We start from the raw sequence: 14,085 nt of genomic DNA, 5'->3' as shown, positions 1-14,085 counted from the left end.
TCTGGTCCCGTTTCTCTCTCGCATCTCAATCAATTTTTTCGTCTAGCACATCTCGCGTCTTTGTCCCAGGTTCCAATGTGGCGTCCTTTCTCCTCTGTTTAAAGACACAAGCATCCAACGCTACGGACAACCTCATTTTTTTCTGAAGCCCGCCTGGCGTATGGGCTAGAGGACTGTCCGTCCGTTGGCCGCAAACCTGTGTTCTTGGGAGATGCTTTCAGAGGCGATCTGCATCACCTGCTCGCCGCGCACGTTGGCCAGGTCGGCCAGTTCCGGCACGCCGGCGATCAGCTTGTCGACGCCCAGCTTGGCGGCCTGGTAGGTGGCGCTGTTGGCGGCGCTGGCACCGGCGCCGGCAATGGTGCCGCCGGTGGCGAGGATGACCACATTGGCCAGTTTTTGCTGGGTTTCGGCTTCTTTGGCCGAAGCGGTGGTGGGCAGCAGCAGCAGCAGGGCGAGTGCGCTGGGGGCGAAGGTTTTCAGTGCGGCATTCATCGTTATTGTTCTCTCTCTTCCTAGTGAGATGGTTGTTGTGTCGCGCAGGGCTTCAGGCACGTTTCATACCAGCTTGCGCGCACGGCTGATGAGGGAGCGGCCTTGTGTCGCGAAGGGGCGCGTAGCGGCCCCAGATTTCAGCGTTACAGCACATATCGCCGGGGCCGCTGCGCAGCCCATCGCGACACAAGGCCGCTCCTGCATGGGGAAGTGTTACATTCGCAATTCCGAACAAGCATAGGAAAAGGTGTTCGGTTTTTCGGAAAAATCTGGATAATCTGCGCCAGTAGTGCGGTGACCTGCGAAAGCCAAACGGATTTGACAAACCTCGGTCTTGTTTCCATAGTTAGGTAACGCAAACGTTTGCGATCCGATAAAAAAACAAGATTCGGAGTCATCGTCCATGAAACTGCCGTTCCCCGGTCGTCTGCTGGCCCTCGCTGTCATTTCCTCGCTGTCCCTCGCCCTGCCGTTTTCGGCCGCCCACGCCGAAGACAAGCCCAAGGTCGCCCTGGTCATGAAGTCACTGGCCAACGAGTTCTTCCGCACCATGGAAGATGGCGCCAAGGACTACCAGAAAGCCCATGCCGATGAGTTCGACCTGATCGCCAACGGCATCAAGAACGAGACCGATACCGGCGAGCAGATCCGCATCGTCGAACAGATGGTCAATGCCGGCGCCAAGGCCCTGGTGATCGCTCCGGCCGACTCCAAGGCGCTGGTGTCGGCAGTGAAAAAGGCGATGGACCAGGGCGTGGTGGTAATCAATATCGACAACCGCCTGGACCCGGAACTGCTCAAGAACAAAGGCATCAGCGTACCCTTCGTCGGCCCCGACAACCGCAAGGGTGCGCGCCTGGTCGGCGACTACCTGGCCAGCCAGAAGCTCAAGGCCGGCGACCAGGTCGGCATCATCGAGGGCGTGCCGACCACCACCAACGCCCAGCAGCGCACCGCTGGCTTCAAGGACGCCATGGACGCCGCGCAGATGAAGATCGTGTCGGTGCAGAGCGGCAACTGGGAAATCGACAAGGGCAACGCCGTCGCCGCCTCCATGCTCAATGAATACCCCGACCTGAAGGCCCTGCTGGCCGGCAACGACAGCATGGCCCTGGGTGCCGTGTCGGCCGTGCGTGCTGCTGGCAAGACCGGCCAGGTGCAAGTGGTGGGTTACGACAACATTAACGCCATCAAGCCCATGCTCGCCGATGGCCGGGTGCTCGCCACCCTCGACCAGGCGGCCAGCCAGCAGGCGGTGTATGGCATCCAGGCGGCGCTGAAAATGGTCAACGGCGAGAAGCCCGACGTGGATGCCGACAACGTCATCCAGACCCCGGTCCAGCTCATCACCAAGCCCTGATCGTTGGCAGGAGAAACGGCCATGCCTGCGTCGGCCAATGAAGTGATACTCGCCGCCAGCGGCTTGGGCAAGACTTACGCCCAGCCGGTGCTCGGCGAGGTCAGCCTGAACCTGCGGGCCGGCGAAGTGCTGGCCCTGACCGGCGAGAACGGTGCGGGCAAGAGCACCCTGTCCAAACTCATCAGTGGCCTGGAAACACCTAGCACCGGGCACATGAGCTACCGCGGCCAGGCCTATGCGCCCGGTAGCCGCAGCGAGGCCGAGCGGCTGGGCGTGCGGATGGTGATGCAGGAGCTGAACCTGCTGCCCACGCTGACCGTGGCCGAGAACCTGTTCCTCGACAATCTGCCCAGCCGCTTCGGCTGGATCAGCCACAAGCGCCTGCGCCAGCTGGCCACGGCGGCCATGGCCCAGGTTGGCCTCGACGCCATCGACCCGGACACCCAGGTTGGCGAGCTGGGCATCGGCCATCAGCAGATGGTCGAGATCGCCCGCAACCTGATCGGCGACTGCCATGTGCTGATCTTCGATGAGCCCACCGCCATGCTCACCGCGCGCGAGGTGGAGCTGCTGTTCACCCAGATCGAGCGACTGCGCCAGCGTGGCGTGGCCATCGTCTATATCTCCCACCGCCTTGAAGAGCTGCAACGCGTGGCCCAGCGCATCGTCGTGCTGCGCGACGGCAAACTGGTGTGCGACGAGCCGATCCAGCGCTACAGCAGCGCCGAACTGGTCAACCTGATGGTCGGCCGCGAGCTGGGCGAGCATATCGACCTGGGCCGCCGGCAGATTGGTGCGCCATTGCTCAAGGTCGACAAGCTCAGCCGTGCCGACAAAGTGCGTGAAGTGTCGTTCGATGTCAGGGCAGGGGAGATCTTTGGTATCTCCGGCCTGATCGGCGCGGGCCGCACCGAGCTGTTGCGCCTGATCTACGGTGCCGACCGCGCCGACAGCGGCAGCATCGCGCTCGGCCAGCCGCCACAGCCAGTAACCATCGATTCGCCCAAGGCCGCGGTACGGGCCGGCATCGCGCTGATCACCGAAGATCGCAAGGGCGAGGGCCTGCTGCTGACGCAGTCGATCAGCGCCAATATCGCCCTGGGCAACCTGGGTGCGGTATCACGGGCCGGCATGCTCGATGGCGAGGCGGAAAGGGCGTTGGCCGAGCGCCAGATCCAGGCCATGCGCATCCGCAGTGCCGGCCCGCAGCAGGTGGTGGGCGAACTGTCCGGTGGCAACCAGCAGAAGGTGGTGATCGGCCGCTGGCTGGAGCGCGATTGCCAGGTATTGCTGTTCGACGAGCCGACCCGTGGCATCGACGTCGGTGCCAAGTTCGACATCTACGGCCTGCTGGCCGAACTGGCGCGCCAGGGCAAGGCTCTGGTGGTGGTGTCCAGTGACCTGCGCGAGCTGATGCTGATCTGCGACCGTATCGCGGTGCTGTCCGCAGGCCGGCTGATCGACACCTTCGACCGCGACCATTGGAGCCAGGACCAGCTGCTTGCCGCCGCCTTTGCCGGTTATCAGAAACGTGACGCACTGCTGCACGATGCAGCCCCCAGGATGGATGCATGAAAACCACTCCGCTCGACAGCCAAGGTGCCGCTCCCGTGCGCCGTAGTGGCACCTATTTTGGCCTGGGCACCTACCTGGGCCTGGCCGGCGCGTTGCTGGCGATGATCGTGCTGTTCTCGTTCCTCAGCAGTCACTTCTGGTCCTATAACACCTTCAGCACCCTGGCCAACCAGATTCCCGACCTGATGGTGCTGGCGGTGGGCATGACCTTCGTGCTGATCATTGGCGGTATCGACCTGTCGGTGGGGTCGGTGCTGGCCCTGGCGGCGTCGACAGTCAGCGTGGCGATTCTTGGCTGGGGCTGGGGCGTGCTGCCCTCGGCCCTGCTGGGCATGGCCGTGGCCGCGCTGGCGGGCAGCATCACCGGCGGCGTCACCGTAGCCTGGCGCATCCCCTCGTTCATCGTCTCGCTTGGCGTGCTGGAAATGGCCCGTGGCCTGGCCTACCAGTTCACCGACTCGCGCACCGCCTATATCGGCGATGCCTACGCCTGGTTCTCCAACCCCATCGCATTCGGTATCTCGCCGGCCTTCATCATCGCCTTGCTGGTGATCGTGCTGGCCCAGCTGGTGCTGACCCGCACAGTGTTTGGCCGCTACCTGATCGGCATCGGCACCAACGAAGAGGCGGTGCGCCTGGCCGGTATCGACCCGCGCCCGTACAAAGTGCTGGTGTTCGCCCTGATGGGCCTGCTCGCCGGGCTGGCCGCGCTGTTCCAGATCTCGCGCCTGGAAGCGGCCGACCCCAATGCCGGCTCCGGCCTGGAGTTGCAGGTGATCGCTGCCGTGGTGATCGGCGGCACCAGCCTGATGGGCGGGCGCGGCTCGGTCATCAGCACCTTTTTCGGCGTGCTGATCATTTCGGTGCTGGCCGCAGGGCTGGCGCAGATCGGTGCCAGCGAACCGACCAAACGCATCATCACCGGGGCGGTGATCGTCATCGCCGTGGTGCTCGACACTTACCGTAGCCGGCGTGCAGGCCGGCGGAACTGAAAACATGGCAACCATCAAAGACGTCGCGGCACTGGCGGGCATTTCCTACACCACCGTGTCCCATGTATTGAACAAGACCCGGCCGGTCAGCGAGCAGGTACGGCTGAAAGTCGAAGCCGCCATCGCCGAACTCGACTATGTGCCCAGTGCCGTGGCGCGGTCACTGAAGGCGCGCAGCACGGCCACCATCGGTTTGCTGGTGCCCAACAGCGTCAACCCGTACTTCGCCGAGCTGGCGCGGGGCATCGAAGATGCCTGCGAACGCAACGGCTACTGCGTGATCCTGTGCAACTCCGACGACGACCCACAGAAGCAGCGCAGCTACCTGCGGGTGCTGCTGGAAAAACGCATCGACGGCCTGGTGGTGGCCTCGGTGGGCGAGGACAGCGACCTGCTGCAGAGCCTGGCCGGCGTGCGCACGCCGATGGTCATCGTCGACCGCGAACTGGAGGGCGTCGATGCCGACCTGGTGCGCATCGACCATGAGCAGGGCGCCTACCTGGCTACCCGCCACCTGCTGGAGCTTGGCCACCGTGATATCGCCTACATCGGTGGCCCCGCCGAGACCGGGGTTACCCAGCTGCGCCTGAGCGGCTTCCGCCGTGCCATGGCCGAGGCCGCTGTGCCGGTGCTGGGCAACCGTGTGCTGCACTGCGACTTCACCAGCCCGGGTGGCCATGGTGCGGCAACGCAGTTGCTGGAGGGCAAGCGGCCCACGGCGATCTTCGCCGGCAACGACATGATCGGTTTCGGCGTGCTGCGTGCCGCGGCCGAGCGCAATATCAACGTTCCTGCCGAACTGTCGGTGATCGGTTTCGACGACATCGAGCTCAGCCGCTATGTGTACCCGTCGCTGACCACGGTGGGCCAGTCGATCCGCGAGCTAGGCGAAAGTGCCGCTTCACTGTTGCTGGCGCGTATCGGTACACCCCGGCAGGGCGCCGCGGAGCAACGCATCGTCGCCCCGCGCATTGTGTTGCGCGAGTCCACCGGGCCGCGCCCGGACCTGTTCAACGATTACCGCTAAGGAAATGTCATGAGTGCCAAGGTCGTGGTAGTCGGTAGCCTCAACATGGACCTGGTGGCCCGCGCCCAACGCCTGCCCCGGGCCGGCGAGACACTCCCCGGCGAAAGCTTTTCCACCGTGCCGGGCGGCAAGGGCGCCAACCAGGCCGTGGCCGCGGCGCGGCTTGGGGGCAGCGTCGCGATGATCGGCAACGTGGGTGACGATGCCTACGGCCAGCAACTGCGCCAGGGCCTGGATGCGGAGGGCATCGATTGCCAGGGCGTCAACACCTGCCTGGGGGTGTCCAGCGGTGTGGCGCTGATCACCGTGGATGCTGCCAGCCAGAACTGCATCGTCATCATCCCCGGTGGCAATGGCCTGCTGACACCGCAGGCTGTGCAGCGCTTCGATGCGTTGCTACAGGGGGCAGAAGTGATCATCTGCCAGCTGGAGGTCCCGACCGACACCGTGGCCTGGACCCTTGCCAGGGGGCGTGAGCTGGGCAAGCAGGTGATTCTGAACCCGGCGCCGGCCACTGGCCCCTTGCCTGCGGACTGGTTCGCGCACATCGACTACCTCACCCCCAACGAAAGCGAGGCCGAAGCCTTGACTGGCGTGGCCGTGACCGACCAGAGCAGCGCCCGGCTTGCCGGCGAGCGCTTGCTGCAACTGGGGGCGGGCAAAGTGATCATTACCCTGGGTGCGCAAGGGGCCTTGCTGGTCACTGCCCAGGGCCATCAGCATTTTCCGGTACCTGTGGTGCAGCCGCTGGATACCACTGCGGCCGGCGACACCTTCATCGGCGGTTTTGCCGCTGGCCTGGTGCGTGGCCTGGAGGAGGGCGAGGCTATCGCCTTCGGCCAGCGCGCCGCGGCGTTGTCGGTCACCCGTGCTGGCGCCCAGCCGTCGATTCCCTACCTGGCGGAGCTTACGCCATGAAGAAAACCGCGCTGCTGAACGTCGCGCTGTCGCGCATTATTGCCGGCATGGGGCACGGCGACATTTTGGTGATCGGCGATGCTGGGCTGCCAGTGCCGCCGGGTGTCGAATTGGTCGACCTGGCCATCACGCCTGGCTTGCCGGATTTCGCCAGCGTGTTGCGGGTAGTGCTGAGCGAATTGCAGGTGGAGCGGCATGTGCTGGCCGAAGAGATGCAGAAAGTGGTGCCGCCCGCGCTGGTCGAGATCGAGCGGTTGAAGGGCAAGCTGGGCAAGCGGGAATGGCTGAGCCATGAAGATTTCAAGCTACTGTCGCGTAGTGCTCGTGCGGTGGTGCGCACTGGTGAGTGCCAGCCCTACAGCAACATTGCCCTCATCTCCGGTGTGACCTTCTGAAAGCGGGGGCTGCGCCCCCGATCGCCGGCAAGCCACCCACAGGTACAGCGCCACTTCTGAGGCTGACGACATCCCTGGTGGGAGCTGGCTTGCCGGCGATTGGGCCGCAAAGCGGCCCCAGAAACCACCCCAGGCAATAGGAATGCCATCTATGCTCAACCTCTACTACAAGGAATCGCCTTCATGGCTGCAGCCACCACCCTTCAGGCCGCGCCCATCGACCTGATCATCGACACCGACCCCGGTGCCGACGACGTGGTCGCACTGTTCTTGGCCATGGCCTCACCCGATGAACTCGACATCCGTGCCATCACCACCGTGGCCGGCAACGTGCCTCTGGAAAAAACCTCGCGCAACGCCCGTCTGGCCTGCGAATGGGCCGGCCGTGAAGATATCCCCATATACGCCGGCGCAGGCCGCCCGCTGGTACGCGCACCCATCTACGCCGCCGATGTCCACGGCGAAGAAGGCCTCACCGGTGTACCCGTCCACGAGCCGAAAACGCCCCTGGCCCAAGGCAACGCCGTGCAATACCTGGTCGACACCCTTGGCGCTGCCAAGCCCCACAGCATCACCATCGCCATGCTAGGCCCGCAGACCAACCTGGCCCTGGCGCTGATCCAGCGCCCGGACATCACCAAAGGCATCAAGCAAGTGGTGGTCATGGGCGGCGCCCACTTCAACGGCGGCAACATCACCCCGGCTGCGGAATTCAACCTCTACGCTGACCCACATGCTGCTGAAGTGGTGCTGGCCAGTGGTGTGCCGCTGACCTACCTGCCGCTCGACGTCACCCACAAGTTGCTGACCAGCGACGCTCGCCTCGAACAACTGGCGGCGGTGAACAACCAGGCCAGCAAACGGGTGGTGGATATCCTCAGCGCGTACATCACCCACGACATGGACCTGTACGGCATGCCCGGCGGCCCGGTGCATGACGCCAGTGTCATCGCCTACCTGCTCAAGCCCGAGCTGTTCAGCGGCCGGCGCATCCATATGAGCATCGACAGCCGCGAAGGCTCCAGCTTCGGCCAGACTGTTGCCGACTGGCATGGCGTGCTCAAGCAGCCCGCCAATGTGATGTGGGTGGAGCAGGGCGATGCCCAGGGCCTGTTCGACCTGCTCAGTACCCGCTTGGCGCGATTGGAATAGCCGTATGCGGCGCGTAGCGCTCGAACACCTGGTCGATGAAGCTGCGTGCTGCCTCGCTGCCGCGATCGCGCACCAGCAGGTCGATGGCAATCAATAGCAACTCTTCCGGCGTGCCAGGGCTGTACGCGCTCTGGCCTTCGGCCCATTTGACCTTGATATCGGCATCGATGCTATGGCTGCTCATGAAAGGCTCTCGCTTGGGGCCCGGGACGAAGGGGCGAACACCTGACCCTGGTGTTCGATGGAGGCGGGGTGCGCTCCACTTCTGGCAATAAATCATGACTTTGCGTCAGTAACCTTGCGGCTTAAGCATATGGCAAACGCAGCGGGTTGTGCAAAATCCAGTCACGATTGCTTTTCGCCTCGGTGGTCGAGTTCAGGCAGACTTGACCGGTTTTGCAACAAATAATGAGCGGAGCTGTCGGATCAGACAGTTCCCGGACCGATTTAGGAGGCTTCATGTTCCGTACCCGTGCTTATCTGGCAACCTTGGCGGTGGCTGCTGTCCTGGCTGGTTGCAGCACTGGTGGCAACGCTGGCGGCGGCGCTGCACCAGCCGCGCCTGCCGGCAACGATGGCCGCTGCGAAGCCAGCGGCGCCGATTTCACCCTTGGCAAGCCTGCCAGCGCCGAGCTGCTGGAGCAGGCGCGCAAGGCCAGTGGCTCGCAGATGGCGCGCATTCTCAAGCCGCACGATGTGGTCACCCTGGAGTACCGCTCCGAGCGTTTGAACCTGAATGTGGATGAGCAAGGTGTGGTGACGCGCGTCAACTGCGGTTGACCGCATACTTTGTGGGAGCGGCCCTTTCGCGACGCAAGGCCGCTCCTACAAAAAGCTGCACCCATAAAAAAACCCGCCACAAGGACGGGTTTTTTTACAGCTATCCGAATTACTCCGGACGAACCTGTGCAGCCTGCATGCCCTTCTGGCCGCGCTCGGCGACGAAGGAAACAGTCTGGCCTTCTTTCAGGCTCTTGAAGCCGTCAGATTCGATGGCCTTGAAGTGTACGAACAGGTCGTCGCCGCCGCCTGCTGGGGTGATGAAGCCGTAGCCTTTCTCATCATTGAACCATTTGACGGTGCCTTGTTGGCGATTGGACATGGGTGAATCTCCAGAACATTAAGTTTTTCAGTGGTGCAATGCGGCCGAGGCTACGGAGCACGGGACACATCATAGTCTAATTCTGCGCATCTAGCGCCTTTTACCTTCGCAGGATATTGATCCAGCGCAAAGAATGGCTGGCCTGCCCTGGCTTTAAGGTTTCAGCTCTTCGGTGCGCAGGCCTGTTTCACGACCGTCTGGGCCTTCTGCATCAGCTTGGCGTCAACACCATCCTTGCTGTCGAGGTCGGCAATTTCTGCGTCTGTGAAATTCTTTTTGATGGCTTGCGCGCCACATTCGCAGTGTTTTTTCGCGGTCGCAGCGTCAACGCCCTGGCCGCTGGCCACTTGCGTGCACTGGGTCATGTAGGCGGCCTCCTTCCCGGCAGGGAAGTTGCCGGCGTTCGCAGCCACGGGCAGCAGCAGGGCGCCAGCGGCCGCCAGGGCCAGAAGAGACGGAACTCGCATAACCAGTTACTCCTTGGGTTAGGTCTCATCAAGAGTAGGTTGCTTCCCAAGGTCTGATAGGAATTTTTCCGCGTTAGTTCACCGCTGCGGCGTAATTTCCAAATATTTCTGCCTGGCGTCCAGCCCGCGTGCTAGCATGCCCGGCTTGCAGCTGACAACGTGCAGCTCGCAGCTTTTTTACTTTCCAGTCACTCTGGTTCGTCCCTGACAAGCCGAAAGGCTTCTGCCACTGTGAGGCAGGCTTCCTTTGAAGGAAGGCAGGTCGGATCTTGTACTGGCTCATCCCAACCCACGTGACCTTTGGTAGGGGTCACCACTAGGAGAGGAGGCGCCATGCCCGTTATTACTCTTCCCGATGGCAGTCAACGTTCGTTCGATCATGCCGTATCCGTAGCCGAAGTAGCCGCCTCCATCGGCGCCGGCCTGGCCAAGGCCACCGTGGCCGGCAAGGTCGACGGCAAACTGGTCGACGCCTGCGACCTGATCAGCAACGACGCCACCCTGCAGATCATCACCCCTAAAGATGAAGAGGGACTGGAGATCATCCGTCACTCGTGCGCCCACCTGGTCGGCCACGCAGTGAAGCAGCTGTACCCGACCGCCAGGATGGTGATCGGCCCGGTCATCGACGAAGGCTTCTATTACGACATCGCCTACGAGCGCCCCTTCACCCCTGAAGACATGGCCGCCATCGAAAAGCGCATGATGGAGCTGATCGACAAAGACTACGACGTGGTCAAGAAGATGACCCCGCGCGCCGAAGTCATCGATGTGTTCAAGGCCCGTGGCGAAGACTACAAGCTGCGCCTGGTCGAAGACATGCCGGATGAACAGGCCATGGGCCTGTACTACCACGAAGAATATGTCGACATGTGCCGTGGCCCGCACGTGCCGAACACCCGCTTCCTCAAGGCATTCAAGCTGACCAAGCTGTCTGGCGCCTACTGGCGCGGCGATGCCAAGAACGAGCAGCTGCAACGCGTGTACGGCACCGCCTGGGCCGACAAGAAGCAGTTGGCGGCGTACATCCAGCGCATCGAAGAAGCGGAAAAACGCGACCACCGCAAGATCGGCAAGCAGCTCGACCTGTTCCACCTGCAGGAAGAAGCCCCGGGCATGGTGTTCTGGCACGCCAACGGCTGGACCGTGTACCAGGTGCTCGAGCAGTACATGCGCCAGGTTCAGCGCGTCAACGGCTACCAGGAAATCAAGACCCCGCAGGTTGTCGACCGTATCCTCTGGGAACGTTCCGGCCACTGGTCCAACTACGCCGAAAACATGTTCACCACTTCGTCGGAAAGCCGTGACTACGCGGTAAAGCCGATGAACTGCCCGTGCCACGTGCAGGTGTTCAACCAGGGCCTGAAGAGCTACCGCGACCTGCCGCTGCGCCTGGCCGAGTTCGGTGCCTGCCACCGTAACGAGCCGTCCGGCGCCCTGCACGGCATCATGCGCGTGCGTGGCTTCGTACAGGACGACGCGCACATCTTCTGCACCGAAGAACAGGTGAAGAAAGAAGCCGCCGACTTCATCAAGCTGACCCTGGACGTGTACAAGGACTTCGGCTTCACCGACATCGCCATGAAGCTGTCGACCCGCCCGGCCAAGCGCGTGGGTTCCGAAGAGCTGTGGGACCGTGCCGAAGGCGCACTGGCCGACGCCTTGAACGAATCTGGCCTGGAATGGGAATACCAGCCAGGCGAGGGTGCCTTCTACGGCCCGAAGATCGAGTTCACCCTGCGCGACTGCCTCGGCCGTAACTGGCAGTGCGGTACCCTGCAGTACGACCCGAACCTGCCAGAACGCCTGGATGCCAGCTATATCGCCGAAGATAACAGCCGCGTGCGCCCTGTCATGTTGCACCGCGCCATCCTCGGTTCGTTCGAGCGCTTCATCGGCATGCTGATCGAGCACTACGCCGGCGTCTTCCCTGCCTGGCTGGCACCGACCCAGGCGGTGATCATGAACATCACCGACAAACAGGCCGATTTCGCCCTCGAGGTGGAAAATACCCTGAACGGTAGCGGTTTCCGTGCCAAGTCGGACTTGAGAAATGAGAAGATCGGCTTTAAAATCCGCGAGCATACTTTGCTCAAGGTCCCGTACCTTTTGGTTATAGGGGATCGCGAAGTCGAAACGCAAACCGTCGCTGTGCGTACTCGCGAAGGCGCAGACCTGGGCTCCATGCCCGTCGCCCAGTTCGCTGAGCTGCTGACACAAGCGGTTTCCCGGCGTGGTCGCCAAGAATCGGAGTAATGACTATTAAGCGTGAAATGAGAAACGATAAGCGTGCTGTACCGAAGGCCCCGATCAACGAGAATATCTCGGCCCGCGAGGTTCGGTTAATTGGCGCAGACGGCGAGCAGGTTGGCATCGTCTCGATTGATGAAGCGCTTCGTATCGCTGAAGAAGCGAAGCTGGATCTGGTGGAGATCTCTGCAGACGCGGTACCGCCTGTCTGCAAGGTGATGGACTACGGCAAGCACCTCTTCGAGAAGAAGAAGCAGGCCAACGAAGCCAAGAAAAACCAGAAGCAGATCCAGATCAAAGAAATCAAGTTTCGTCCAGGGACGGAAGAAGGGGATTACCAGGTAAAACTACGCAACCTGGTACGTTTCCTTACCGATGGGGACAAGGCCAAGATCTCTCTGAGATTCCGCGGCCGTGAGATGGCCCACCAGGAGCTGGGCATGGAGCTGTTGAAGCGGGTCGAAGCCGACCTCGCCGAATACGGCTCCGTCGAGCAGCATCCGAAGATGGAAGGACGCCAGCTTATGATGGTCATCGCCCCCAAAAAGAAGAAGTAATCTCCCGGGCACGGCAGGCCTGATGATTATTGTGTAATTTTATCGAATGCGGAGTTCCAACATGCCAAAAATGAAAACCAAGAGCGGTGCTGCGAAGCGCTTCCTGAAGACCGCTTCCGGCTTCAAGCACAAGCACGCTTTCAAGAGCCACATCCTGACCAAAATGTCGACCAAGCGTAAGCGTCAACTGCGCGGTGCCAGCCTGCTGCACCCGTCTGACGTGGCAAAAGTCGAGCGCATGCTGCGCGTACGTTAATTCTGGTTTAGATAGAGGAAGTTACTCATGGCTCGTGTTAAGCGTGGCGTCATCGCTCGTAAGCGTCACAAGAAAATTCTGAAACTGGCTAAAGGCTACTACGGTGCACGCTCGCGCGTATTCCGCGTTGCCAAGCAGGCTGTCATCAAGGCTGGTCAATATGCCTACCGTGACCGTCGTCAGAAGAAGCGTCAGTTCCGCGCACTGTGGATCGCTCGTATCAACGCCGGTGCCCGCACCAACGGTCTGTCCTACAGCCGTCTGATTGCTGGCCTGAAAAAGGCTTCGATCGAAATCGACCGTAAGGTTCTGGCCGATCTGGCAGTGAACGAAAAAGCGGCGTTTGCTGCGATTGTCGAGAAAGCTAAAGCCGTTCTGGCTTAAGTACCCGCGACAATCACCCGGCGGCGCTAGCGCCGTCGGGCATTGAACGTCATCGATAGGGGAAGAGCCTTCAAAGCTCTTCCCCTATTTTCGTATCTGGAGTCTGTACATGGAAAACCTGGATGCGCTGGTCTCTCAAGCCCTGGAGGCCGTGGAGCGCGCTGAAGACATCAATGCCCTGGAACAGATCCGGGTTAATTATCTCGGCAAGAAGGGCGAGCTGACCCAGGTGATGAAGACCCTGGGCAACTTGCCAGCCGAAGAGCGGCCGAAAGTCGGTGCGCTGATCAATGACGCCAAAGAGCGCGTCACCGTTGTGCTCAACGCACGCAAGGCAGCCTTCGAAGAGGCCGAGCTCAGCGCTCGCCTGGCGGCCGAATGCATTGATGTGACCCTGCCAGGCCGTGGCCAGGCCACCGGTGGCCTGCACCCGATCACCCGTACACTCGAGCGCATCGAGCAGTTCTTCACCCACATTGGCTACGGCATTGCCGAAGGCCCCGAGGTGGAAGACGACTACCACAACTTCGAAGCGCTCAACATCCCCGGCCACCACCCGGCCCGGGCGATGCACGACACCTTCTATTTCAATGCCAACATGCTGCTGCGCACCCACACCTCGCCGGTGCAGGTGCGGACCATGGAGTCCAGCCAGCCGCCGATCCGCATTGTCTGCCCGGGCCGCGTGTACCGTTGCGACTCGGATATCACCCACTCGCCGATGTTCCACCAGGTCGAAGGCCTGCTGATCGATCGCGATATCAACTTCGCCGACCTCAAGGGCACCATCGAAGAATTCCTGCGCGTATTCTTCGAAAAAGAACTGGCGGTACGTTTCCGCCCGTCGTTCTTCCCCTTCACCGAGCCGTCCGCCGAAGTCGACATCCAGTGCGTGATGTGTTCCGGCAACGGCTGCCGCGTGTGCAAGCAGACCGGCTGGCTGGAAGTGATGGGCTGCGGCATGGTGCACCCGAACGTGCTGCGCATGTCCGGCATCGACCCTGAAGAGTTCCAAGGCTTCGCCTTCGGCATGGGCGCCGAGCGACTGGCCATGCTGCGCTATGGCGTCAACGATTTGCGTCTGTTCTTCGACAACGACCTGCGGTTCTTAGCCCAATTCCGCTAGGCCAATCGACGCACTTTCTAGGAGAACAG

16 protein-coding genes and 1 pseudogene are annotated in these 14,085 nt (G+C 61.9%); 13 read left to right on the top strand and 4 right to left on the bottom strand.

Going from position 1 to position 14,085, the window contains the following annotated elements; genetic code table 11:
• Window positions 1-198: 198 nt before the first annotated feature.
• Window positions 199-495: pseudogene (locus TZ03_RS11455) on the bottom strand (asparaginase domain-containing protein); the annotation flags it as partial.
• 403 nt (window positions 496-898) lie between these two features.
• Between TZ03_RS11455 and TZ03_RS11450 the strand changes: the two are divergent.
• The 7 genes from TZ03_RS11450 (at window position 899) to TZ03_RS11420 (ending at window position 7,914) form a co-directional block, all read left to right on the top strand.
• Entirely contained in the window at window positions 899-1,855 is a 957-nt protein-coding gene (locus TZ03_RS11450) for a sugar ABC transporter substrate-binding protein (protein ID WP_051097707.1), read from the top strand.
• Window positions 1,856-1,876: 21 nt separating this feature from the next.
• Window positions 1,877-3,430 carry a sugar ABC transporter ATP-binding protein gene (locus TZ03_RS11445; RefSeq protein ID WP_051097706.1) on the top strand — a complete coding sequence of 518 codons (1,554 nt, stop codon included), beginning with the start codon at window positions 1,877-1,879 and terminating at the stop codon, window positions 3,428-3,430.
• Window positions 3,427-4,422 (top strand): ABC transporter permease, encoded by a 996-nt coding sequence (locus TZ03_RS11440; protein ID WP_051097705.1) that lies wholly within the window; start codon window positions 3,427-3,429, stop codon window positions 4,420-4,422. The genes TZ03_RS11445 and TZ03_RS11440 overlap by 4 nt, the downstream gene beginning before the upstream one ends.
• A 4-nt stretch (window positions 4,423-4,426) precedes the next feature.
• Window positions 4,427-5,449, top strand: coding sequence for a LacI family DNA-binding transcriptional regulator (locus tag TZ03_RS11435; protein WP_051097704.1), 1,023 nt, complete (start codon window positions 4,427-4,429; stop codon window positions 5,447-5,449).
• Between the two features lie 9 nt (window positions 5,450-5,458).
• Window positions 5,459-6,367, top strand: coding sequence for a ribokinase (gene rbsK, locus TZ03_RS11430; RefSeq protein WP_051097703.1), 909 nt, complete (start codon window positions 5,459-5,461; stop codon window positions 6,365-6,367).
• Complete coding sequence (gene rbsD, locus TZ03_RS11425; RefSeq protein WP_051097702.1) at window positions 6,364-6,762, top strand: D-ribose pyranase; 399 nt, start codon at window positions 6,364-6,366, stop codon at window positions 6,760-6,762. Before rbsK ends, rbsD begins: the two co-directional genes overlap by 4 nt.
• A 183-nt stretch (window positions 6,763-6,945) precedes the next feature.
• Window positions 6,946-7,914: a nucleoside hydrolase gene (locus TZ03_RS11420; protein ID WP_051097701.1), complete on the top strand. Its 969-nt coding sequence runs from the start codon at window positions 6,946-6,948 to the stop codon at window positions 7,912-7,914.
• On the opposite strand, the gene TZ03_RS11415 is transcribed toward TZ03_RS11420, so the two are convergent.
• Window positions 7,886-8,098, bottom strand: a complete 213-nt coding sequence (locus TZ03_RS11415; protein WP_051097700.1) for a hypothetical protein — start codon at window positions 8,096-8,098, stop codon at window positions 7,886-7,888. The two genes, TZ03_RS11420 and TZ03_RS11415, sit on opposite strands and share 29 nt — an antisense overlap.
• A 275-nt stretch (window positions 8,099-8,373) precedes the next feature.
• On the opposite strand from TZ03_RS11415, the gene TZ03_RS11410 reads away from it, so the two are divergent.
• Complete coding sequence (locus TZ03_RS11410) at window positions 8,374-8,694, top strand: I78 family peptidase inhibitor (protein WP_051097699.1); 321 nt, start codon at window positions 8,374-8,376, stop codon at window positions 8,692-8,694.
• 109 nt (window positions 8,695-8,803) lie between these two features.
• Here the strand turns inward: TZ03_RS11410 and TZ03_RS11405 are convergent, their stop codons facing one another.
• Together TZ03_RS11405 and TZ03_RS11400 are read right to left on the bottom strand one after the other, a co-directional pair.
• Window positions 8,804-9,016, bottom strand: a complete 213-nt coding sequence (locus TZ03_RS11405) for a cold-shock protein (RefSeq protein ID WP_003250656.1) — start codon at window positions 9,014-9,016, stop codon at window positions 8,804-8,806.
• Between the two features lie 161 nt (window positions 9,017-9,177).
• Window positions 9,178-9,483 carry a hypothetical protein gene (locus tag TZ03_RS11400; RefSeq protein WP_051097698.1) on the bottom strand — a complete coding sequence of 102 codons (306 nt, stop codon included), beginning with the start codon at window positions 9,481-9,483 and terminating at the stop codon, window positions 9,178-9,180.
• 333 nt (window positions 9,484-9,816) lie between these two features.
• On the opposite strand from TZ03_RS11400, the gene thrS reads away from it, so the two are divergent.
• The 5 genes from thrS to pheS all read left to right on the top strand — a co-directional run bounded on the left by thrS (window position 9,817) and on the right by pheS (window position 14,056).
• A complete protein-coding gene (thrS, locus tag TZ03_RS11395) occupies window positions 9,817-11,739 on the top strand; it encodes a threonine--tRNA ligase (protein ID WP_051097697.1) in 1,923 nt (640 codons plus the stop codon).
• Window positions 11,739-12,290 carry a translation initiation factor IF-3 gene (gene infC, locus TZ03_RS11390; protein WP_177328455.1) on the top strand — a complete coding sequence of 184 codons (552 nt, stop codon included), beginning with the start codon at window positions 11,739-11,741 and terminating at the stop codon, window positions 12,288-12,290. The genes thrS and infC overlap by 1 nt, the downstream gene beginning before the upstream one ends.
• Window positions 12,291-12,351: 61 nt before the next feature.
• Window positions 12,352-12,546 carry a 50S ribosomal protein L35 gene (gene rpmI, locus TZ03_RS11385; RefSeq protein ID WP_003250667.1) on the top strand — a complete coding sequence of 65 codons (195 nt, stop codon included), beginning with the start codon at window positions 12,352-12,354 and terminating at the stop codon, window positions 12,544-12,546.
• 27 nt (window positions 12,547-12,573) lie between these two features.
• The gene (gene rplT / locus TZ03_RS11380; protein ID WP_003250671.1) at window positions 12,574-12,930 is read left to right on the top strand and encodes a 50S ribosomal protein L20; all 357 of its coding nucleotides are present in this window, start codon (window positions 12,574-12,576) and stop codon (window positions 12,928-12,930) included.
• A 109-nt stretch (window positions 12,931-13,039) separates the two neighbouring features.
• Complete coding sequence (pheS, locus tag TZ03_RS11375) at window positions 13,040-14,056, top strand: phenylalanine--tRNA ligase subunit alpha (protein WP_051097696.1); 1,017 nt, start codon at window positions 13,040-13,042, stop codon at window positions 14,054-14,056.
• Window positions 14,057-14,085 lie beyond the last annotated feature (29 nt).

Origin of the sequence: Pseudomonas sp. 10-1B, assembly GCF_000935045.1 — a bacterium.
Classification (GTDB): domain Bacteria; phylum Pseudomonadota; class Gammaproteobacteria; order Pseudomonadales; family Pseudomonadaceae; genus Aquipseudomonas.
The sequence above is the reverse complement of the archived record's forward strand: the minus strand, read 5'-3'. Positions and strand labels throughout refer to the sequence as shown.